We start from the raw sequence: 20,670 nt of genomic DNA, 5'->3' as shown, positions 1-20,670 counted from the left end.
ATGACAGAAGAACAAAAAATACAGAACCCAAGCACTGATTCAAATACAGCTGTTATAGAAATTAAGGATTTACATAAAGCATTTGGTACTAACGAAGTTTTAAAAGGTGTTAATCTTACAGTTAATAAAGGAGAGAATTTAGTAATACTAGGAAAGTCAGGATCCGGAAAATCAATTACGATTAAATGTATCGTGGGATTGATGGGAATTGATAAAGGAGAAATAAATGTTTTTGGAACAGATATTACAAAATTAGATAATACTGGATTAAATGAAGTAAGAGTCCGAATTGGGTTTCTATTCCAAAACGCAGCTTTATATGATTCCATGAGCGTAAGAGATAATCTAGGTTTTACATTAAAGCGACATGAAAAAGATTTATCTGAAGAGGAAGTTGAAAACCAAATCAAGGAGATTCTTGACAATGTTGGCTTAGTAGAAGCGATAGACAAAATGCCTTCAGAATTATCTGGAGGGATGCGAAAAAGAATTGGATTAGCAAGAACCTTAATTTTAAAACCAGAAATTATATTGTATGACGAACCTACTACAGGCTTAGATACAATAACCTCTCGAGAAATAAGTGAGTTAATTATAGAAATTCAGAAAAAATATAAAACTACGTCGATAATTATTACTCATGATATGCCATGTGCCAAATTAACTGGAAACAGAATAATGATTTTAAAGGACGGTGTAATACATGCTGAAGGAACGTACGAAGAATTAGAAAAAAGTGAGGATGAATGGGTACGCTCATTTTTCCTTTAATCAAAAAATAAAATAAAGATGAAGAAAGAATCTGGATACCAATGGAAATTGGGAATGTTTGTAGTTATAGGATTAGTATTATTTGTAGGGACTATTTATTTTGTTGGAAAACAGAAAAATTTATTCGGATCTACGTTTGAATTGTATTCGAAATTTAATTCCGTTAGTGGTCTTGAGATTGGTAACAACGTACGTTTATCAGGGATTAATGTTGGTACAGTAGATGATATAGATTTTCTGACGGACACAACGGTAGTAATCAAAATGATTATTAAAGACGAAGTTCGCAAGTACATTAAAAAAGATGCTATTGCAAGTATAAGTTCTGATGGTCTTATGGGAGATAAAGTATTAGTTATTTCAGCTGGAAAAACTTCAAATGTCGTTGTCGAGAATAATGATTACATCACTTCTAAAAAAGCAATAGAGATGGATGACTTGATGGTAAGCGTTAAAAAGAGCGTGGACAACGCAGCAGTTATAACCTCTGAGCTTGCTCAATTTAGTTATAGTATGAATAATGGAAACGGTGCTTTATCTAAACTGATCTCTGATGAACAGTTTGGTAATAGTATCAAAAATACAATCCTCAATTTAGAAAACAGTACTACTGAATTTAAAAGATTCACTGTCAATATGAATAATGGAAAAGGCGCTTTATCTAAATTAGTTACTGATGAAAGAATGGGTAAAGTAATAGACTCTTCTTTAACTAATGTAAAAACCGCTACTAAAGGTCTAAATGAAGTTATTGAAGCAGCAAAAAACAATTTCTTGTTAAGAGGGTTTTTTAAGAAAAAGAAAAAAGAAGAAGACAAAAAGCAAGAGGAACTTGATGACTTAGAGGAAGAGCAAATGAAAAAGGAATTACAATTTGATAAAGAAAATGATTCTATAAAATAGTTTCTTTCTTACTGTATTAGGATTTAAAATGGTATCTTAACATAGGATTTTGAAATCAGAGGAAATCAAATTGATGCTTGTAATTCCAAACTGATTTCAATTTTAACTTTACTTATTTAAATCCTCTATCATGAAGACAGAAAAAGAATTGAATCAAAGCATACTTGAACTCACTATGAAAATACGGAATGAAAGTCCAGAGTTGCTAAAATATTTAGCAGAGTTACCAGTGACAATTCCTGACGTTAGTAATCCAGAAATCAACTGCGCAATTTTGGCTGATTATTATGACTCTTTAAAAAATATTATAAAGAAGTATACAAAAAATTGTCCATAATGAGTTGTTTCAATTCGAATTTCAAATGCATAATGTTTAAGCTTGTCAAATTCGAGCCAAAAAAGATATATGTTAATATTATCCCTTATATAATTCATTTCTAGAATTGTATAAGGGATATTTATTTTACAATCAGTGAATAAAACAAATTTTCAATAAAGTTATATAACTAAAAGACATCCTGAAAAACTGAACTTTGTGAAGTGAAACTTATTTTACGACATATACCAGAAATATGGATCCGATGGAGCTAGAAGGAAATTGGGAAGAACATAAAAAAAAACTGAAAGAAAAATTTCTTTCTTTAACTAATGATGTTTCATTGTTTTCAGAAGAGAAAAAGGAAGAGATGTTGAATAAATACCAACATAAATTAGGAAAGTCAAGAGCAGAATTACTTGCAATATTTGAAGGTCTATAGTTTGTACAATACAGCTCTATCGTTTTCAAAAATAAAATAAAAGAGTAAAAAGCTTTTACATAATCTAATTATAAACTAGAAAAATTCAATTAAAATAAACAAAGATCTAAATAACTTTAAAACTAATCATTATGAAAAAGACAATTTTAAATTTAGCACTGACCACTTTCATTGCTGGAACAGTATTAGTAGGATGTCAAGATGCTACAAAAAAAGAAGCTGAAGCAAAAGAAAATGTTGAAAATGCCAGGGCTGATCTTGATGACGCTAAAGACGAGCTATCAGAAGCTAGAAGAGCAGCAACCGAGCAAGAATGGAAGGCCTTTAAGGATAGTACAAATGCTACTATTGCAAAAAATGAAGTTAGAATTGCTGAGATGAAAGCCGATTTAAAGAATAAAGGAAAATCTATTGATGATCAATATGCAATGAAGATTAAGGAACTTGAAGAAAAGAATAAAGAGATTAAGGGAAAGGTGCAAATGTACCAGAACGATGCTAACAGTGATTGGGAATCTTTCAAAGAAGAATATAATCATGACATGAAAGATTTAGGAAATTCATTGAAAAACTTCACAGTTAAGAATAAATGATAAAATTAAAGGCTAGTGTTTCACTCGCCTTTTTCATTTAATATACTGAAAGACAATTACTTATTTTATAGTATTGATTGAAAAATAAAATCGAAGTGTGAATTTTGTAAATTTAACAAAAAGTATTGTAACAATTACCTTATATAAGATGCTGATATTTGTAATGTAATAATTCAACAAAAAATAAACAAAAATGAAAAAATCAAAAAAACTTATTTTCGCATCATTAGTGTTAGGTGTTATGTCTTTCACAGGTATTCAAGCACAGGAAACTGCAACCAAATTTGGTGTTAAAGGAGGAGTAAACTTTTCAAACTTTTACAAAAGTGACGTTGACGACAATAACGTGTTAACTAGTTTTAATCTGGGTCTTTTTGCAAAAATGCCAATTTCTGAAAATATCGCTATTCAACCAGAGATTTCTTATACTGGTAAAGGATCAGAACTTACTTATGATAGATTAGGAGTTAAAGGGACGGCACAATTTAAATTGGATTATATTGAAGTACCAGTTTTACTTGTTGTAAATGTTACTAAGAATTTTAATATCCATGCAGGTCCTTACGCTGCTTACATGGTAAGTGGAAAAACTACAAACAAATCGAACGTTGGGATTTTCGATTTTGAAGACAAAATTAACGTTGATGATTTCAATAGATTTGATGCAGGTATCGCTGCAGGTTTAGGAATCGATTTAGAGCCAGTAAGCTTTGGTGTTCGTTACAACTACGGATTAACGAAGGTTGGTAAAGACAATGGTGATTTCACTTCGTCAGATGCTAAAAATAGTGTATTAAGTGTTTACGCTTCTTTCGGATTCTAATTTTAGAACTATAATAAGATTAAACCATCAATTTTGAATACAGCCATTACATAGTTCGATACTATGTTCTATGTAATGGTTTATTATATAACCAAAAACAAACTATTAATAACTAAAAATTACAAATCATGGGAAATTTACTTTACACTATCGCAGTCATCTTAGTGATATTCTGGGCAATCGGATTCTTTGCTTACAGTGCAGGATCAATCATTCACATTCTACTTGTAATCGCTGTTATCGCGATACTATTTAGACTTATATCTGGAAGGAAAGTCTAATAAACGCTACTTAAAATAAACAATAATTTTTAAAAATATAAATATGGGTAATTTACTTTATACAATCGCAGTAATACTTGTCATTTTTTGGGCAATTGGATTTTTCGCATTTAGCTTAGGATCAATAATTCACATACTTCTTGTTATTGCAGTAATAGCAATACTTTTCAGACTTATTTCTGGAAGAAGCGTTTAACATCAATTATAAACAATAAAATAAATAAATAAATAATAACAATAAAAATAAATCATTATGAAAGCAGATAAAATAATATTAGGAGTTTTAGGTGGAGTAGCAGTTGGAGCAGCATTAGGAGTATTGTTTGCACCTGAAAAAGGAGACAAAACAAGAAGAAAAATCATGGATAAAAGTAATGATTATGCTGACGAATTGAAAGATAAACTAGACACTCTATTAGGAACTATCACTAACAAATATGAGAAAATCTGGAAAGAAGGAGAATCTTTATTAGCAGATGGTAAATCAAAATTTAACGACGTAAAACAAGATGGTGAAGCATTAGTTGCTGAAGGAAAATCTAAATATTACGAAGCTAAAAGCGAAATCAAAAATAGCTAATACGTTGTTTGAATAGCAATATTAAGTATGTCAAAAATTATATCATGGAAAACAACACATCAACAATAGAAACGCTTTTTGAAAAAGCGGAAAATTATACTAGAACTACCGTAGAATTAATGAAGTTAGAAGCTGTTGATAAAGCGGCTGATGTAGTATCTTCAATGCTTTCTAGAGCCGCAGTTTCTATTGTTTTTGTAATGTTTGCATTTTTAGCTAATGTTGGCCTTTCATTTTGGATTGGTGATTTACTTGGAAAAGATTATTATGGTTTTTTCGCAGTTTCTGGTTTTTATCTACTTGTGTCGATACTACTTTATGTATTTAGAGATGCACTTATTAAATTACCGGTAAGTAATTTTATGATTGTTAGAATGCTAAAAAAAAGATAATATGAAAAATAATCATACAAACACATTGAACGAAGCGATTGAGCTATTAAAGTTGAAACGTGCCGATGAGTTGATGCAATTAAAAGATCAATATCATTATACTTACGAAAGCTTTAAACCAATTAATCTAATCAAAAAGACGATTGGTCAAATGGCACAATCACAAGAGTTCAAAACTAATTTACTTAGTAACGTAGTGGGATTAGCCACTGGATACATAAGCAGAAAAGTTATTGTTGGAAGTACACATAGTCCAATGAAAAAGATTTTGGGTACTGTTTTTCAACTTTTAGTAACAAAAGTAGTTGCGAACCAAACAGAAAAGAAAATTGATAAGGAAATGCAGAATAATTAATTTTTTGCATTTCTATTTTAAAAAGTAATTTTTACTTTAATTACAAACTTTCCATATTCAAATGGAGAGTTTTTTTTTGCTTAAAATTTAATTATACACTCAGTAGTAAATTAACTTATAGAAATTAAATATGTGATTACCAAAATTATTATTTGTCTTATCTCTTTAGTTTTGACAAAATAGTATGTAGAATTAATAAGACACAAAATAATGTCTTTCTGTCCCAAAAATATAGAAAGAGTGAAATTAAAAACAGGTATCGCAAAGCAAGAATTTAATTTTAAAAATTTATACAGTAAGATAAAAGTTTAATAATCAATACGCTAATTCTAAAAATCGGAATACTGGACAATTACAAGAATATACTACACTATTCTTAAAAGTAAATTTATTAAAATCTATAATACCTAAGGATTTTAAAAATAATTTAACAAACTATTATATAAAAGCTCATGTATAATATAAGCTGCAATAATATTTTTATGTAATTGGTTTTGAATGCCTATAGAATTGTAAAATACACTCTACGTAATTGCTAAAGGATTTCAAAATACTGAAAATTATTAGAACATTCCATAAAAAATTATAAGTTTTCAGTAAGATTATTAAGCTGCTGGACATTGTAAAAATCGTATTTATTATAAAATTTTCTGAAACGAAATAATTCTATTTCAAACAACAATCCTATTCATTTAACCACATAAAATGATAAACAGTTAAAATTGTAACTGTTTTCTAATTACGATCAATTTCTATCTTCAGTTTTTTTATTTTGATACTTATTGTACATTTTATCTAAACTTTTATAACCACTTCGATATAAAAGTAGTTAGCTAACTGTTTTTAAATTATTTTTTATTTTGAGAAACTAAAATCTGTGAATTTTGCAAACTTAAAATTTAATAACATAATTAATTAACATAATATTCATTATACTTTTGACGTACAAAATGTATAAACCCCCAAATTAAATAAAATGAAAACAAAAACTTTATTTCTAAACTATGCAATTCTATTTATTGCATTAATTTCTGGATGCGCAAGCGATGATTTTCAGGAGACAGTTGGTATATGTCCTATTGTAGAATCTACCACTCCATTAAGTAATGCTATAGCGGTGCCAGTAAATAGTAACATTACTGTTACTTTTAATGAAGAAATGGATCCTACGACAATTACGCAAAGTTCGATAACTTTAACAGGATCCAGTACTGTCGCAGGAACAGTAACTTATTCAGGAAAAACAGCCTCTTTCAAACCAACTTCAGCATTAGCTGAAAACACTACTTATACGGGAAGGGTAAAAACCACTGTTAAAGATCTTAAAGGAAATGCTTTGCAAACGGATTATGTTTGGGCATTTACAACTGGTTTAATTTTAAGACCAATTGTTACTAGTACTGATCCAATAAACAACGCTACTGACGTAGTCTTAAACAAAGTAATTACGGCTACATTTAGTATGCCTATGAATCCATCAACGCTTAACGCTACTACTTTTACAATAAAACAAGGAGTAAACACAATACCAGGAACTATTTCCTATAGTGGTTCTACAGCATCCTTTACACCTACAATTGCTTTAGACGCTAATACTACCTATACGGCTACAATAACTAATGGAGCAAAAAACTCTTCAGATACAGCATTATTAGCTAATTATGTGTGGACTTTTAAGACAGGAATTAACCCAACAATTATTGCTACTGATCCTCTAAATAATGCAATAAATGTAAATCTTTTAAAAACGGTAACTGCTAATTTTAGTATAGCAATGGATCCAACAAGCATAAACGCCACTACTTTCACTTTAAAACAAGGAACAACAGTAGTTTTAGGAACGGTTTCTTATTCGGGAATTACTGCTTCATTTGATCCTACACTTCCCTTACAAGCAGGTAAAGTTTATACTGCTACAATAACAACAGGTGCTAAAAGCACGATAGGAATTCCTGTGGCCAATAATTATTTATGGAGTTTTACTACTACAGTAACACCGCCAATTGTAGTTTTACCTTCGGCTATTAATCTTGGTACAGCTGCAATGTTTGGTGCTTTTGGCGGAAACGCTGGAATAACTAATCAAGGATTGAATACTGTTATTAACAATGGTAGTATTGGAACTACTGCAGCATCAACATTAGTAACAGGATTTCATGATGCTAATGCTATTTATACTGAAACTCCTTTAAATGTAGGTAATGTTACAGGTCGAATTTATACTGCACCTCCTGCTCCAGGAACTGCAACTTCATTTGCAGTGGCAAGTCAAGGATTACTTGATGCAAATGCAGCTTATCTAAGTATTTCTCCAGCTTCAAAACCAGGAGGAACGGATCCAGGCGCTGGCGAACTAGGAGGACTAACATTAGCTCCAGGAGTTTATAAATCAGCTAGTGGTACATTCAAAATAAGTAATGGTAACCTAACATTAGATGCACAGGGTGATCCTAATGCAACGTGGATATTTCAAACTGCAGCAGGACTTACGGTAGGAATTGCTGGACCAACAGGAGCGAAAAGCATTATAATGAAAAATGGAGCTTTGGCTAAAAATGTATTCTGGTATGTAGGTACTGCGGCAACTATCAACGGAGCTGGTGGCGGAGTTATGGTAGGAACTATAATCGCTAACGCAGGAGTTACATTCTCAACTGCAGGAAATGCTGCGCAAACTGTTCTAAATGGTAGAGCAATTTCTTTAGTTGCATCTGTAACAATGGTAAACACAACAGTAAACGTTCCAAATAATTAAAAAAAAAGTAATAATCCATCCCACTCAAAGTTGGGATGGACTTCTTAAAACTTTATAAAAAATAAACGACATGAAAAATATAACAAAATACAAAAAGGCGTCGCGACAAGCATGGTCAGCTAATACTTTACCCATCAAAAGTCTATCATTAGCATTTTTGACAATTCTAAGTATTCAAAATGAAATAGTAGCACAACAAACGCAAGAGCTTAAGTATGCAAAACCTTCATGGTTCTTTGGTGTCGCTGGTGGTGCTAATTTTAATTTCTACCGCGGATCTACAAATCAGTTGAATGCTAGTTTCACACCTCCTGCAACATTTCACAATGGAGACGGTGTTGGTCTTTTCGTTGCACCTCTTTTAGAGTATCGCCCTGCTAAATCTAAATGGGGCGTGATGTTGCAAGCTGGTTATGATAGCCGTAAAGGTACTTTTGATCAAGTAAATACAGCATGTGACTGTCCTGCTGACCTGACCACTAAACTTAGTTACATCACTGTAGAACCTAGTTTGCGTTTCGCTCCATTTAAATCAAATTTATATCTTTATGGAGGTCCACGTTTAGCTTTCAACCTAGATAAATCTTTTGAATATCAATTAGGTATAAATCCTGCTTATCCAAATCAAACTCCCTCAGCAGCAGTGACGGGTGATTTAGACAACGTTGAAAAAACGCTTATTTCAATGCAAATTGGAGCAGGATATGATATTCCTCTTTCTACAGATGCTAAGAAAACACAATTTGTTCTTTCTCCTTTTGTTTCTTTTCAGCCTTATTTTGGTCAAAACCCTCGTTCAACTGAAACTTTGAACATTACGACAATTAGAGCCGGTGTAGCTCTTAAAATGGGACAAGGAAAAAACATTCAAGAAGCGACTGATATAGTTAAAGATCGTGAAGTTCAATTTACAGTAAACTCTCCGAGCAATGTTCCTGGCGAAAGTAGAATGACTGAAATTTTTCCACTAAGAAACTATGTTTTCTTTAATGAAGGATCTACTGAAATTCCAAATCGTTACGTAACTTTGAATAAAACTCAAGCCGCTAATTTTAAAGAGGATCAATTAGAATTGTTTGCTCCTAAAAACTTAGCAGATCGTTCTAAACGCCAAATGACTGTTTATTATAACGTTTTAAACATTCTTGGACAACGTATGCAACAAAATCCGTCAGCAACAATAACTTTGATAGGTTCTTCTAACAAAGGGAATTCGGATGGTATTGTAATGGCTGAATCAGTTAAAAGTTACTTAGTGAACGTTTTTGATATAAACTCTACTAGAATCGCGACTAAAGGTCAAGAAAAACCAAATATCCCATCAGAACAACCAGGAGCAACATTAGAATTAGTTTTATTGCGTGAAGGTGATCGTAGAGTCTCTATTGAAAGTAACTCTCCTGACTTATTAATGGAATTTCAAAGTGGTCCTGATGCACCATTAAAACCAGTACAAATCATGACATCGCAAGAAGCACCAGTTGAAAGTTATGTAACTTTTAACAATAAAGGAGCTGGAGAAGCATTATCTTCTTGGTCATTACAGATAGCAGACGAACAAGGAAAAACAAAAGCTTTTGGACCTTACACTGAAGATGAAGTTAAAATTCCTGGAAAAGCAATTTTAGGAAGTCGTCCAGAAGGTGATTACTTAGTAAAAATGATTGGTCAGAACAAAAGTGGTAAAATTGTAGAGAAAGAAACTCCTGTTCACATGGTACTTTGGACTCCAGCAAAAACTGTAGAAGGTATGAGATACAGTATTATCTATGAGTTCAATACTTCAAAAGCAATTACGATTTATGAAAAATACCTTACTGAAGTAGTAACACCTAAAATTCCTGTTGGAGCTACAGTATTAATAAAAGGACATACTGATATAATTGGTGACGAAACATACAATCAAACACTATCTCTTTCTCGTGCAAACGATACAAGAAAAATTATTGAAAATGCTTTAGCTAAAACCGGGCGAAAAGATGTGAAATTTGAAGTTTCTGGTTATGGTGAAAATGAAAACAGTGCACCTTTTGAAAACAAAACTCCAGAAGAACGTTTTTACAACCGTACTGTAATTATTGATATAATTCCTGCTAATAAATAAATCTCTTATTTTAGCGTAAATTTTAAGAATGAATAAAAGGATAGAAATTTAAAAATCTATCCTTTTTTTTGTACCAAAAATTAAAATTAGAAACTAATCACTTCACAATACACATAATTCGTCGCATCTTCCTTTTCGAATAAAGTTATCTTTTTTAAATTTTATAACAAATATTATACATTGCGATAAAAAGAGTATTTTTACTTTCTTCTTTATTTTAACATATGAATTCTAACGAAAAAATTCTCAGTAAATTCTACACTGCTTTTGCAAATGGTGATGCGAAATCTATGTGCGAATGTTATCATTCTAACATTAAATTTACCGATCCTATCTTTAGATTATTAGTTGGAAATGATGTTTGCCAAATGTGGAAAATGCTATTTGTAAAAAGCAAAGAGACTATCAAAGTTGAATTTTCAATTGGAAAAATAGATCAATACCGTGGTTCAGCTACATGGATAGCCACATATAAATTTGGCAAAAAGAATAGAAAAGTGATAAATAAAGTTTACTCTGAATTTCAGTTTAAGGATGGATTGATAATCAAGCAATTTGATCATTTTAATATGTGGTTGTGGTCTAAGCAGGCTTTTGGAATTATAGGATATCTTTTTGGTTGGACGGGCTACTTCCAGCGAAAAATAGAAGAAAAAGCTTCGCTGTCATTAAAAAAATATCAAAATGCTAGTTGAGTCACTAAAAACTTTATTTAATAGAGATCTCAATAAACTTCAAGAGGAAATTGAGTTATATAAAAATGAGGCTAATCTTTGGAAGATTGAAAAAGGAATTAGTAATTCTGCGGGGAATCTTTGCTTACATCTAATAGGCAATCTCAATAGTTATATAGGATCTACTCTCGGAAAAACAGATTACATTAGGAATCGAGATCTTGAGTTTTCATTAATAAATGTTTCAAAAGCAGAATTATTAAATAGAATTGAAAAAACTAAAGTAGTAGTGAATAACGCACTAGAAGTAATAACTTCCAAAAAACTTGAAGAAGAATATCCTCTTTTGGTATTCGAAAATAAGACTACAATAGCGTTTTTTCTAATTCATTTGAGTACTCACCTTGCTTATCATTTAGGCCAAATAAATTACCACAGGCGCTTGCTAGATTCTTAAATAAATACAATTTTATTCAAGCAGTAAATGAATGAAAAATTTGCTACTTATAAATTTCAAATGAATTAAAAGTCATTAAAGTCAAACTGCCACTTTATAGTTTTATCATACCATAATTGCCCTTCAGAAACCGTTAGAGGACAATCAAAATTATTAGTATAAAGAGCTCCAGTTCCTAATCCTTGTGGCATCAAATTGTGCTGTAAAAAAGTCCATTGTGCAATTGCATTTAGACCAATATTACTCTCTAAAGCTGAGGTAATCCACCAACCAATATTGTGCTTTTCAGCTAAAGAAATCCATTCTTGGGTTCCTCTAAAACCACCTACAAAACTTGGTTTTAAAATGATATATTGAGGCTTAATTTTAAGTAATAATTCTTCCTTTTCAGCTAAATTAAAAACACCTATTAGCTCTTCATCTAGCGCAATGGGAAAAGGAGTGATTTTGCATAGCTCTGCCATCCTGTCAGTATTGTTTTTTTCAATTGGTTGCTCGATACTATGTAATTTAAATTCAGATAGTTGAAGTAATTTATCTAATGCTAAATTTGAATTAAATGCACCGTTAGCATCTACTCTAATTTCGATTTGTTCTGGTGAAAAATACTCTCTAATAAACCGTAATAATTGCAACTCTGTATCAAAATCAATAGCTCCAATTTTCAATTTAATACAACGAAATCCAGCAGCTAATTTTTCTTCTATTTGCTCCTTCATATAAGCTTCTGTCCCCATCCATACGAGCCCGTTTATATTGATAGACTTTTCACCTGTAGTAAACTCTGATGGAAAGAGTAAAAAAGGGTTTTCACTCCCTAGAGATTGAAACGCCATTTCAACACCAAACTGTATCGATGGATATTCTAATAATACTTCCCAAAGCTTATCCTTTCCTAAATGAATATTAGCACAAGTCCACTTTAATTTCTCTTCATAATCGAGTCTATCGTCGATACTCAAGCCACGAAGAATTCCGCACTCCCCTATTCCCTTTTTACCATCCTTTTCTAGAATGATAAACCAGGTTTCTTTTTCATTCATTATACCTCGAGAAGTTCCTGAGGGCCTTCTGAAATTCAGTATGTATTTATGGTAGGATGCTCTCATGTTTCATTTAACCCCGAAGGATGTTTAAGATTACTTATCAGATTATAAAAACAATTTTTAATTACTCTATCGTCAATTTTAAAATAGACAACTTCTAAGTAAAGCGCTATTTCAAAAACTTTAAAACTCTATCAAAATCCTTATTTCGAATGCCTAATTTTTTAAATGTTTCAAAGTCTTGTTTAATTTTTTCGTTCCAACTCAAACTGTCACTTACATTTTGCGCTTCGTATTCTTTGTAGATAACTTTAGCAGAATAATAATTATCGTTTAACAGATAAGCATGCGCTAAGTTTAATTTTATTAATAATTCAGTATCATCAAGCTTCTCACCTTCTTTAAGAAACTTAATTGCCTTACCGTATTGCTTGGTTAAAATATAATTGCTGCCGATTGAATTGTAGTCTAAAGCCTTTGCCTTACCATCATTTAGCACTATCATCAATTTAGTTATCGCATCACCAATCTTACCCTCTTTTGAGAGAACTCCAGCTTGCTTTCTCAAATCTTCATAAATAGCAGTTGAAAGATTGCTTTCGCTAAAACAACTAGCACCATAATCTTTAAAAGCTTTAGCACGCTCAACAGCTAACAATTTTTGAAATTCCTTAAACTTATATTTAGATTGAATTTTATCCAATATACAGACGCAAAAATCATCCGAATTAGCCATCTTCTGAGCTAAATTAGAAGTTTTACATTGATCAATTATATATTTTCTATTCTCAGTTGTCCATCCACGACTTAGTTTATTATCTACCCACGGCACAACTTCAAGAACAATTTTCTGATTCATAATCCAATTCTTGCTTTCAAAACCAAACCATAAATTGCCGGAATTCGATTTCATACAAGATATTTTATCAGCGGAAAGCAATTTTGCATCTTTGCTCACTGGCGTATCTTGCACGAAACAAGCATTCTCAGTGCTTCCATCTTCCTTGTATTGTGACGCGAAACCTGCAGAAGAAAATATAGCATACTTACACTTATCCTCACCTGAGATTTTTGACAATATAAAGACAGCGCCAGCAGAACCTTGCGAAATACCCGTAGGATCAGGAATAGCTTTTAAAACTGAAACTAAACTACTCGCCATTTGTTGGTTTTTATCCAAGAGCGTAATTCTGAAAACAACTTCGGTGGTTCCTTCTGGGAAATCTTGGGTTTTGACAACAATTCTATTTCTTGCAGAAACGGTTACTTCTTGGACTGTAGCTCGAGTTTTATCCCAATAGCCATCTTTTTGCGCAAAACTCGCTTGGAATGCAAGTGTTATCAAAAGCAGAAAAAAAACTTTTTTACTATTCATATCGTTTGTTTACTTTTTTTTAGCCCAGATAGAAGTGGAAATCCTTTTATAGATTATCTAGCCTTTCTAAGGCTGGATAATTTATAAAAGATTGAAACGGATAGCTGGAATAGCTCCATATAAAACTATAACTCAATTGAAGTCCCTATTTCAAGTAGCATTAAATCTTTTCCTTTATTAAAGAATTTTCTAATAGCGTCTTCATGATCTATTTCAATATAACCAAAAGTATCATAGTGATATCCTAGAATTTTGTCGCAATCAACAAAATCAGAAGCAATAATCGCATCTTCAACATTCATGGTGAAATTATCTCCTATAGGCAGAATCGCTAAATCAAGCTTAGTGCGCATAGGAATGAGTTTCATATCCATTGTCAAAGCAGTATCACCAGCAATATAAATATTTTTGTGTTCGCCCTCGATCACAAATCCTCCTGGGTTTCCACCATAAGATCCATCAGGAAAAGAACTTGAATGTATTGCATTTACGTATTTTAGTTTACCAAAATCAAAGTTCCAACTTCCGCCGTGATTCATAGGATGTGATTGAAAGCCTTTAGCGCCATAATATCCTGCAATTTCAGCATTAGAAACAATTACCGCATTAGTTCGCGTAGCTATTGCTTCAACATCAAGAATGTGATCGCCGTGAGCATGCGTTAAAAGAATAAAGTCAGCTTTTAATGAATCAATATCGATATGTGCTGCCTTAGGATTTGCAGAAATATAAGGATCTACTAAAATATGCGTACCGTTAACTTCGATACCTAAAGAGGCGTGACCATAAAATGTTATTTTCATTTGAATAATTTTTAAAATCCTTTTAATTTACATGTACTATGATACAATTTATATGAAAACGGTCTGAAATTAAAAAGGATGATTATATTTTATTTTAATTTTTGCTAGCAGTTTTTAAAATTGCGACTCATTTATTTCACAATAGAATCGTTATCTACCTCCCAAAAACAGATTTACAATTAAATCCGGAATTAATGAAACCATGCATAAAGCTAATAAAATAGAAAGTGCAAATGTGCTTAACGCTAATTTTTTTAACTCAGGATCTAGAGCTCTCGGATCTTCGTTTCGGTAAACCGTATTAAGGTGCTTAACCAAAGGTACATAAGCTAATAAAAATAAATATTGATCTAAACGATAATCACTTAATATTGCGAAAACTAAAACTAAAACCATTGCTGTAATGATTAAAAAGTAATGATATTTCTTAGCCTTTGCTCCACCTATTTGAACAACAATTGTATTTTTATTTGATTTTCGATCAGAGGATTCATCACGCATATTATTCAAGTTCAAAACTCCAGTGCTTAGTAATCCTATTGCTGCAGCCGGCAAGAATAAATCAAAATCTAGTTGCTCTGAGTATAAAAAATTAACTCCAAGTGTGCTTACCAAACCAAAAAATACAAACACGAAAACATCACCAAATCCCCTATAACCATAAGCAGTATTTCCCACTGTATAGCGAATCGCCGAAGCGATAGATAAAATACCAAGCAAAAAGAAAAATAAAGAATACCAAATATTAGTATCGCTGAAAGCGAAGTATATCAAGGTAATAGCCGACATCAAAGTTAAAAATGAAGTTATCGCAATTCCAGTTTTCATCGCTTGAGGCGAAATCGCACCACTTTGTATCGCTCGCAACGGACCTACTCGATCTGCATTGTCAGTGCCTTTTATTCCGTCGCCATAATCATTTGCAAAATTTGAAAGTACTTGCAAACCCAGCGTTGTTAAGATTGCTAAACCAAAAATGGTCCAACTAAAAACTTCAGTCGGAGTTTCAATATTATCTGTAGGTCGTAACGCATACATACTTCCTACAATAATTCCAGATACTGATAATGGCAAAGTTCTTAATCGTGCTGCTTCAATCCAATGTTTCATTTTATTCAATTTGTTTAATACCACGAAGGTAACTTATATTTCTATTTTATTTTCTAACTAATATATCCTTCTACTCCCATTTATGGGTGATAATTGTAACAACTTTTATAACTCTACATCCAATTGCTATCTGAAGTCTCAATTTTATACAACCACTCGTTTACATGATGCTTTATAGTTGTAAAATTACCTAACTGAAAAGCTAAATCTCCACCGGCGGTATGTATTATAATCGAACCAATGTCGGCATTTTTATGCCAAAAAAGTTGCGAAGTAGTTACTCCTTGTATTTTTGCAGTATCCACAATAGAATTATCGATATCCCAAGCACCACTTTGTTTGATTACAAAATCATCACTAATATAAAGTCTGTTGTTTAGATATCCGAAAAATACAATTAGCCCGATAAACACAACATAGATGGGAACAACAAAAACATAATCCAGCAAAGAAGGATCGACATAATTAGCTAGTGCAAAAAATAGTATCGCTGGAATTATAATAAAAAGTAAAAGTGAAAATACTAGTTTTCTATAATTTGGCTTTAGCTGTATTCCTTTTTCAGGTATGTTTCGAAATAAAAACTTGAAAATAGCAGCTTTTTCATTTTCATCGCAGCCAGGGATTTCGATAATAGACTTGTTGTTTTGTCTATCCCCGCTCGTAGCTTGCTTTATCTTAATCTCCAAAGTATCCATTTTCTTTTGGAAATAGTTTCTACTAATAGTTACAATTTGCACCTTTTCGGGTTTCACGATTGTACTTTTAGTACTCAATAATCCGAAGGAAAGCACAAGCGAGTCATTATGCTTAGTCACTTGGTAATCATAGTACTTGAAAATGACCCGAATCAAATTGATCATTAATATCACAGCGATCAAAACAAAGAATACAAAACCAATAGATTTTAGAGCTAAACCTTGATCAATATAACTTTCAAGTTCTTCATCGCTAAAATCATATTCTGGTATAATCTTTTTTACATTATCAAAAATTGTAATTATAAATGCTAAAACTAAGCCGAATGTTTTGACATAATTAGTTGTAATTCCGACCTTCAATAAACTTAAAAAACTAATTTTCACAAGTGGTTTATCATCCTCAACTGAATTAATTAAAGTTTCATCATCACTTTGTAATTGATCTTTGCTAATTTCATTTACTGACAATCTTGTTTTTAAAGCGACTGCGAGAGCATGTGAAACGGCTTTAATTCTTCCCTCTTTCTTTGCACTTCCAGCTGTGTCAACATTAAGTTCATAAACACCAATTATTCTTTGAATTAAGGATTGATTAATGTCTACTTGCTGAATTCTATTCAGCTGAATAATAGTTCTTTTTTTATTAAGGACTCCTTCATTTATAATAAACTCATCATTATCACTATCCAAGTAAAAAGTAAAATTCAAGTACTTCAGATAAGCAATTAATGCAACAATTAATAAAAAAGCAGCTACGCCAAAAACTAGATAAACTGAATTTAAATCTTTAAACTTAACAATATAAATAAGTAAAACCGGCCATAAACCGCGTGCCCAAAGCTGCAACGTATCAAAAAACATTACTAGTACGCCTATTGGTGATTGCCTTTGAGGAAGGTTAAATTGTTGATCCATTATAATTGCTTTTGAATTTTACCCATTAGCAATTGTTTAATTTTTTCCGCTTCCTCTTTTTCGATTCCAGGAATTTCGATATCGCTAGAGCTTCCACCAGCGGTAAATATTTGAATTTTGGCTAAATCAAAAATACGTGAAACAAGACTTTCATGTAATGCTACGTGCTGTATTCTATTATAAGGTATTACAACAGTATTATTCGAAATAAGTCCGAACTTATATAATACATCGTGTTCTCTAAATGCATATCCCTTTTTGTAGAATCCCGCTATTGACACGAATGTAATAAATAAGCAAAATATTGAAAGCATAATTCCAATTATCAACCAAATTCTTCCTGAAAATAATTCTTCATTATAATAAGAGAAAAAAACAAAAAATAGAATTAGAGACGCACAAAAGATCACCAAATTTATAATAACAACTTTAAGATATTTAGGATGTAAAGATGTAAAAACAACTTCCTCAAATTTAGGAAGTTGCTTGGTATCAATTGTGTAGTTTGTGAAATTTTCCATTTAGTTTTATTGATTTACTGATGCAGTAATTTTTGAATTCATAAAAGTTTTGAAACTTTAATTATATATATAAGTTCAGCTTTAAATAATGACTGTGCTTCCTCAATATTAAAAATTTTTAATTTCGAATTGAAGAATGATCATTAATAAAGCTTATTATATTATGGTAACCATTTTTTTTCAAAATTCGGTTTTCTTTTTTCTAAAAAAGCATTTCGACCTTCTTTAGCCTCTTCAGTCATATACGCAAGACGAGTTGCTTCTCCAGCAAAAACTTGTTGGCCAACCATTCCATCATCAGTAAGGTTCATAGCAAATTTCAGCATTTTTATAGCCATAGGCGATTTCTGCAAAATTTCTTGAGCCCATTCGTAAGCAGTGTCTTCCAGTTCTGCATGCGGAATAACAGCATTTACCATTCCCATATCCATAGCATCTTGCGCTGAATAATTGCGTCCCAAAAAGAAAATTTCGCGCGCTTTTTTCTGCCCGACCATTTTTGCTAAGTATGCTGAACCGTATCCACCATCAAAACTAGTTACATCAGCATCTGTTTGTTTAAAAATCGCATGCTCTTTACTTGCTAAAGTTAGATCGCACACAACATGCAAACTATGACCACCACCTACAGCCCATCCAGGAACAACAGCAATAACTACTTTTGGCATGAACCGAATCAAACGCTGTACCTCGAGTATATTCAAACGATGTTGTCCATCTTCGCCAACATATCCTTGGTGACCTCTTGCATTTTGATCACCACCACTGCAAAAAGAATATACACCATCTTTTGAAGAAGGACCTTCAGCAGAAAGTAAAACTACTCCAATAGAAGTATCTTCTTGCGCATCATAAAATGCATTGTACAATTCCGCAGTAGTTTTAGGCCGAAAAGCATTTCGTACATCAGGTCTATTAAAAGCTATTCGAGCAACACCATTGCACTTCTTATAGGTTATATCTTCATATTCTTTAGCAGTAATCCAATCCATAATCGTTGATTTAAATTATTTTAGTGTAAAAATAAATCATTTTTTGCAGTATATCTATTCTATCAAAAGAAGCTTGTGGTACTATTTATCTGATGAATGATGCTAAAATGTTAAAAATCAGTACTTAAAGACTAAAATAAAGAGTTTCAATGTAAATTTTTTTTATATTTATGGTAATCAAGATTGACAAATACAAATTATGTATTTCATTAATTTTTTTTAATTAACACTGATTTATTAACCCTAAAAAAAGAATGTATTGAGTACACTAAAAAATGTTGTCGCTCCTTTTTCTAAGGCAGTAATTAATCAATCGATTACAAATACTTGGAGAAATGAGATAATGAGAAAATCATATGTCATTTTAATAGATTCTGATAAGTAACTCCTACGGTTGAAACAAAGATTAATTTTTCTTGTTCTTGCATTAGCGAGACATTAATAAAAGAATGTTTAGAAAATAATCTTAAAATTTATATATAAACCAAAGGCTAACTGTGAACTTGGATATCGAATTACATAACTTTTGATTTCACATTTTAAGACATAAAAAAAATTAAGTTAAATTACGCTTAAGTTAATCTAGTAAAGGTAATATAAGTATATAGTATCGTTTTAAAGGCGCATAAATTTACTTTAAACTTCAAATTATTTTATTGCTGATCTAATTACAATTTTAAAAACAGCACTAAAAAGAGAAAGACTAATCGTTTTTGATTAGTCTTTCTTTTTATTATTCTTTTACTAGATAAATTCCATCTTCTTTTATTTCAATTAGTTTCTCTTTATATAGAGAACCTATCGCTTTCTTAAAAGTTTTTTTACTCATTTTTAAAACGGTTTTAATATCTTCAGGATGTGAATTATCAGTGAGTCTTAAAAATCCTCTACTCACTCTTAATTCATCTAGAATTTTTTCAGCATTCGGTTCAATGCTTTCGTATCCCTGAACTTGCAACGCTACATCTATTTTATTGTCTGGACGAATAGTTTTTATAAAACCTCTCATACGATCACCAGTTCGAATGGCATCATCATAAACTTCGTCTTTATAAAGTAAGCCTTTGTGCTTTTCGTTTATGATTACATTAATTCCTATCTCTGTGATATGAGAAACAATCAAATCCACTTCTTCCCCTTTTTCGACAGTAAGCTCTTCATTTTTAAGAAATTGATTCGTCTTACTTGAAGCAACTAAACGATTGGTTTTTTCGTCCATGTATAGATAAACTAAGTATCGTTTTCCTTTTTCCATCGGACGAGCTTGCTCTTTATAAGGAACCAAAATATCTTTTTCCATTCCCCAATCCATAAAAGCACCTATCTGATTTACGTAGTTCACTCGCAACAACGCAAATTCATTTATTAAAATATAGGGTTCCAAATTTGTAGCAACAGGACGCTCTTCGTGATCCAAATAAACAAAAACAATAAGCTCCTCACCTATTTCAAAATCATTTGGCACATATTTATTGGGTAAAAGTATATCATGTATTCCTTCTGGATCCGTATCCGGTGTCCCTAAGAACAAGCCGACTTTAGTATCTCTTAATATTATAAGCGTATTGTATTTTCCTATTTCAATCATTATCTTAGAATTCTTAGTCTTTATCAACTATATAAGTCGCAAAGGTACAAAGATTTAATTATAAATTAATTTTGATTACGACTTATAAAACTCTAATTTTATAGATAATACGGTCTTGGACGATAACTATTTTACGGATTTTCCACTTAATAGTTCGAAATCGCTGTAGCAAA

24 protein-coding genes are annotated in these 20,670 nt (G+C 31.5%); 16 read left to right on the top strand and 8 right to left on the bottom strand.

Annotated elements, in window-relative coordinates; translation table 11 throughout:
• From RCH19_RS09405 to RCH19_RS09335, 15 genes are all read left to right on the top strand, one after another.
• Nucleotides 1-771, top strand: a complete 771-nt coding sequence (locus RCH19_RS09405; protein WP_121926374.1) for an ATP-binding cassette domain-containing protein — start codon at nucleotides 1-3, stop codon at nucleotides 769-771.
• A gap of 18 nt (nucleotides 772-789) precedes the next feature.
• Nucleotides 790-1,674 carry an MlaD family protein gene (locus tag RCH19_RS09400; protein WP_343023001.1) on the top strand — a complete coding sequence of 295 codons (885 nt, stop codon included), beginning with the start codon at nucleotides 790-792 and terminating at the stop codon, nucleotides 1,672-1,674.
• A gap of 130 nt (nucleotides 1,675-1,804) precedes the next feature.
• Nucleotides 1,805-2,011, top strand: a complete 207-nt coding sequence (locus RCH19_RS09395) for a hypothetical protein (RefSeq protein WP_343023000.1) — start codon at nucleotides 1,805-1,807, stop codon at nucleotides 2,009-2,011.
• A 244-nt stretch (nucleotides 2,012-2,255) separates the two neighbouring features.
• The gene (locus RCH19_RS09390) at nucleotides 2,256-2,432 is read left to right on the top strand and encodes a general stress protein CsbD (protein ID WP_245980950.1); all 177 of its coding nucleotides are present in this window, start codon (nucleotides 2,256-2,258) and stop codon (nucleotides 2,430-2,432) included.
• A gap of 131 nt (nucleotides 2,433-2,563) precedes the next feature.
• Nucleotides 2,564-3,025, top strand: a complete 462-nt coding sequence (locus tag RCH19_RS09385; RefSeq protein WP_121926378.1) for a hypothetical protein — start codon at nucleotides 2,564-2,566, stop codon at nucleotides 3,023-3,025.
• 193 nt (nucleotides 3,026-3,218) lie between these two features.
• The gene (locus tag RCH19_RS09380; RefSeq protein ID WP_121926379.1) at nucleotides 3,219-3,848 is read left to right on the top strand and encodes a porin family protein; all 630 of its coding nucleotides are present in this window, start codon (nucleotides 3,219-3,221) and stop codon (nucleotides 3,846-3,848) included.
• A 128-nt stretch (nucleotides 3,849-3,976) separates the two neighbouring features.
• Nucleotides 3,977-4,129 (top strand): lmo0937 family membrane protein, encoded by a 153-nt coding sequence (locus RCH19_RS09375; protein ID WP_121926380.1) that lies wholly within the window; start codon nucleotides 3,977-3,979, stop codon nucleotides 4,127-4,129.
• Nucleotides 4,130-4,172: 43 nt separating this feature from the next.
• A complete protein-coding gene (locus RCH19_RS09370; protein ID WP_121926381.1) occupies nucleotides 4,173-4,325 on the top strand; it encodes a lmo0937 family membrane protein in 153 nt (50 codons plus the stop codon).
• Nucleotides 4,326-4,382: 57 nt separating this feature from the next.
• Entirely contained in the window at nucleotides 4,383-4,709 is a 327-nt protein-coding gene (locus RCH19_RS09365; protein WP_121926382.1) for a YtxH domain-containing protein, read from the top strand.
• Between the two features lie 44 nt (nucleotides 4,710-4,753).
• Entirely contained in the window at nucleotides 4,754-5,101 is a 348-nt protein-coding gene (locus tag RCH19_RS09360) for a hypothetical protein (RefSeq protein WP_121926383.1), read from the top strand.
• A 1-nt stretch (nucleotide 5,102) separates the two neighbouring features.
• Nucleotides 5,103-5,456, top strand: coding sequence for a hypothetical protein (locus RCH19_RS09355; RefSeq protein WP_121926384.1), 354 nt, complete (start codon nucleotides 5,103-5,105; stop codon nucleotides 5,454-5,456).
• A 976-nt stretch (nucleotides 5,457-6,432) separates the two neighbouring features.
• Nucleotides 6,433-8,211 carry an Ig-like domain-containing protein gene (locus RCH19_RS09350; protein WP_343022999.1) on the top strand — a complete coding sequence of 593 codons (1,779 nt, stop codon included), beginning with the start codon at nucleotides 6,433-6,435 and terminating at the stop codon, nucleotides 8,209-8,211.
• Between the two features lie 70 nt (nucleotides 8,212-8,281).
• Nucleotides 8,282-10,315, top strand: a complete 2,034-nt coding sequence (locus RCH19_RS09345) for an outer membrane beta-barrel protein (RefSeq protein ID WP_343022998.1) — start codon at nucleotides 8,282-8,284, stop codon at nucleotides 10,313-10,315.
• A gap of 224 nt (nucleotides 10,316-10,539) precedes the next feature.
• Nucleotides 10,540-11,010: a nuclear transport factor 2 family protein gene (locus RCH19_RS09340; RefSeq protein WP_343022997.1), complete on the top strand. Its 471-nt coding sequence runs from the start codon at nucleotides 10,540-10,542 to the stop codon at nucleotides 11,008-11,010.
• Entirely contained in the window at nucleotides 11,000-11,446 is a 447-nt protein-coding gene (locus tag RCH19_RS09335; RefSeq protein WP_343022996.1) for a DUF1572 family protein, read from the top strand. The genes RCH19_RS09340 and RCH19_RS09335 overlap by 11 nt, the downstream gene beginning before the upstream one ends.
• Nucleotides 11,447-11,511: 65 nt before the next feature.
• Here RCH19_RS09335 and RCH19_RS09330 read toward each other — a convergent pair whose 3' ends face one another.
• The 7 genes from RCH19_RS09330 to RCH19_RS09300 all read right to left on the bottom strand — a co-directional run bounded on the left by RCH19_RS09330 (nucleotide 11,512) and on the right by RCH19_RS09300 (nucleotide 18,909).
• A complete protein-coding gene (locus RCH19_RS09330) occupies nucleotides 11,512-12,555 on the bottom strand; it encodes an o-succinylbenzoate synthase (RefSeq protein WP_343022995.1) in 1,044 nt (347 codons plus the stop codon).
• 106 nt (nucleotides 12,556-12,661) lie between these two features.
• Nucleotides 12,662-13,867: a hypothetical protein gene (locus tag RCH19_RS09325; RefSeq protein WP_343022994.1), complete on the bottom strand. Its 1,206-nt coding sequence runs from the start codon at nucleotides 13,865-13,867 to the stop codon at nucleotides 12,662-12,664.
• A gap of 125 nt (nucleotides 13,868-13,992) precedes the next feature.
• Nucleotides 13,993-14,670: a metal-dependent hydrolase gene (locus RCH19_RS09320; RefSeq protein ID WP_343022993.1), complete on the bottom strand. Its 678-nt coding sequence runs from the start codon at nucleotides 14,668-14,670 to the stop codon at nucleotides 13,993-13,995.
• Nucleotides 14,671-14,820: 150 nt separating this feature from the next.
• Nucleotides 14,821-15,780, bottom strand: coding sequence for a 1,4-dihydroxy-2-naphthoate octaprenyltransferase (gene menA / locus RCH19_RS09315; protein ID WP_343022992.1), 960 nt, complete (start codon nucleotides 15,778-15,780; stop codon nucleotides 14,821-14,823).
• 113 nt (nucleotides 15,781-15,893) lie between these two features.
• Nucleotides 15,894-17,396: a PH domain-containing protein gene (locus tag RCH19_RS09310; protein ID WP_343022991.1), complete on the bottom strand. Its 1,503-nt coding sequence runs from the start codon at nucleotides 17,394-17,396 to the stop codon at nucleotides 15,894-15,896.
• Nucleotides 17,396-17,917 (bottom strand): PH domain-containing protein, encoded by a 522-nt coding sequence (locus RCH19_RS09305; protein WP_343022990.1) that lies wholly within the window; start codon nucleotides 17,915-17,917, stop codon nucleotides 17,396-17,398. Before RCH19_RS09305 ends, RCH19_RS09310 begins: the two co-directional genes overlap by 1 nt.
• A gap of 161 nt (nucleotides 17,918-18,078) precedes the next feature.
• Nucleotides 18,079-18,909: a 1,4-dihydroxy-2-naphthoyl-CoA synthase gene (locus RCH19_RS09300; protein WP_035671944.1), complete on the bottom strand. Its 831-nt coding sequence runs from the start codon at nucleotides 18,907-18,909 to the stop codon at nucleotides 18,079-18,081.
• Nucleotides 18,910-19,168: 259 nt separating this feature from the next.
• Between RCH19_RS09300 and RCH19_RS09295 the strand changes: the two genes are divergently transcribed.
• Nucleotides 19,169-19,294 (top strand): hypothetical protein, encoded by a 126-nt coding sequence (locus RCH19_RS09295; protein ID WP_262706569.1) that lies wholly within the window; start codon nucleotides 19,169-19,171, stop codon nucleotides 19,292-19,294.
• A 348-nt stretch (nucleotides 19,295-19,642) separates the two neighbouring features.
• Here the strand turns inward: RCH19_RS09295 and RCH19_RS09290 are convergent, their stop codons facing one another.
• Nucleotides 19,643-20,497 carry a S1-like domain-containing RNA-binding protein gene (locus RCH19_RS09290; protein WP_343022989.1) on the bottom strand — a complete coding sequence of 285 codons (855 nt, stop codon included), beginning with the start codon at nucleotides 20,495-20,497 and terminating at the stop codon, nucleotides 19,643-19,645.
• Nucleotides 20,498-20,670 lie beyond the last annotated feature (173 nt).

Origin of the sequence: Flavobacterium sp. PL12 (assembly GCF_039123485.1) — a bacterium.
Lineage (GTDB): Bacteria > Bacteroidota > Bacteroidia > Flavobacteriales > Flavobacteriaceae > Flavobacterium > Flavobacterium weaverense.
This window is presented reverse-complemented; position numbering and strand designations above follow the sequence as displayed.

Bases quoted from the DNA above. Each gene is read 5' to 3' on its own strand.
- RCH19_RS09325 (WP_343022994.1), bottom strand. From the start codon at position 13,867: ATGAATAGTAAAAAAGTTTTTTTTCTGCTTTTGATAACACTTGCATTC.
- RCH19_RS09375 (WP_121926380.1), top strand. From the start codon at position 3,977: ATGGGAAATTTACTTTACACTATCGCAGTCATCTTAGTGATATTCTGG.
- RCH19_RS09350 (WP_343022999.1), top strand. From the start codon at position 6,433: ATGAAAACAAAAACTTTATTTCTAAACTATGCAATTCTATTTATTGCA.
- RCH19_RS09300 (WP_035671944.1), bottom strand. From the start codon at position 18,909: ATGGATTGGATTACTGCTAAAGAATATGAAGATATAACCTATAAGAAG.
- RCH19_RS09320 (WP_343022993.1), bottom strand. From the start codon at position 14,670: ATGAAAATAACATTTTATGGTCACGCCTCTTTAGGTATCGAAGTTAAC.
- RCH19_RS09310 (WP_343022991.1), bottom strand. From the start codon at position 17,396: ATGGATCAACAATTTAACCTTCCTCAAAGGCAATCACCAATAGGCGTA.
- RCH19_RS09355 (WP_121926384.1), top strand. From the start codon at position 5,103: ATGAAAAATAATCATACAAACACATTGAACGAAGCGATTGAGCTATTA.
- RCH19_RS09345 (WP_343022998.1), top strand. From the start codon at position 8,282: ATGAAAAATATAACAAAATACAAAAAGGCGTCGCGACAAGCATGGTCA.
- RCH19_RS09290 (WP_343022989.1), bottom strand. From the start codon at position 20,497: ATGATTGAAATAGGAAAATACAATACGCTTATAATATTAAGAGATACT.
- RCH19_RS09365 (WP_121926382.1), top strand. From the start codon at position 4,383: ATGAAAGCAGATAAAATAATATTAGGAGTTTTAGGTGGAGTAGCAGTT.
- RCH19_RS09340 (WP_343022997.1), top strand. From the start codon at position 10,540: ATGAATTCTAACGAAAAAATTCTCAGTAAATTCTACACTGCTTTTGCA.
- menA (WP_343022992.1), bottom strand. From the start codon at position 15,780: ATGAAACATTGGATTGAAGCAGCACGATTAAGAACTTTGCCATTATCA.
- RCH19_RS09380 (WP_121926379.1), top strand. From the start codon at position 3,219: ATGAAAAAATCAAAAAAACTTATTTTCGCATCATTAGTGTTAGGTGTT.
- RCH19_RS09395 (WP_343023000.1), top strand. From the start codon at position 1,805: ATGAAGACAGAAAAAGAATTGAATCAAAGCATACTTGAACTCACTATG.
- RCH19_RS09330 (WP_343022995.1), bottom strand. From the start codon at position 12,555: ATGAGAGCATCCTACCATAAATACATACTGAATTTCAGAAGGCCCTCA.
- RCH19_RS09360 (WP_121926383.1), top strand. From the start codon at position 4,754: ATGGAAAACAACACATCAACAATAGAAACGCTTTTTGAAAAAGCGGAA.
- RCH19_RS09400 (WP_343023001.1), top strand. From the start codon at position 790: ATGAAGAAAGAATCTGGATACCAATGGAAATTGGGAATGTTTGTAGTT.
- RCH19_RS09385 (WP_121926378.1), top strand. From the start codon at position 2,564: ATGAAAAAGACAATTTTAAATTTAGCACTGACCACTTTCATTGCTGGA.
- RCH19_RS09405 (WP_121926374.1), top strand. From the start codon at position 1: ATGACAGAAGAACAAAAAATACAGAACCCAAGCACTGATTCAAATACA.
- RCH19_RS09335 (WP_343022996.1), top strand. From the start codon at position 11,000: ATGCTAGTTGAGTCACTAAAAACTTTATTTAATAGAGATCTCAATAAA.
- RCH19_RS09305 (WP_343022990.1), bottom strand. From the start codon at position 17,917: ATGGAAAATTTCACAAACTACACAATTGATACCAAGCAACTTCCTAAA.
- RCH19_RS09370 (WP_121926381.1), top strand. From the start codon at position 4,173: ATGGGTAATTTACTTTATACAATCGCAGTAATACTTGTCATTTTTTGG.
- RCH19_RS09390 (WP_245980950.1), top strand. From the start codon at position 2,256: ATGGAGCTAGAAGGAAATTGGGAAGAACATAAAAAAAAACTGAAAGAA.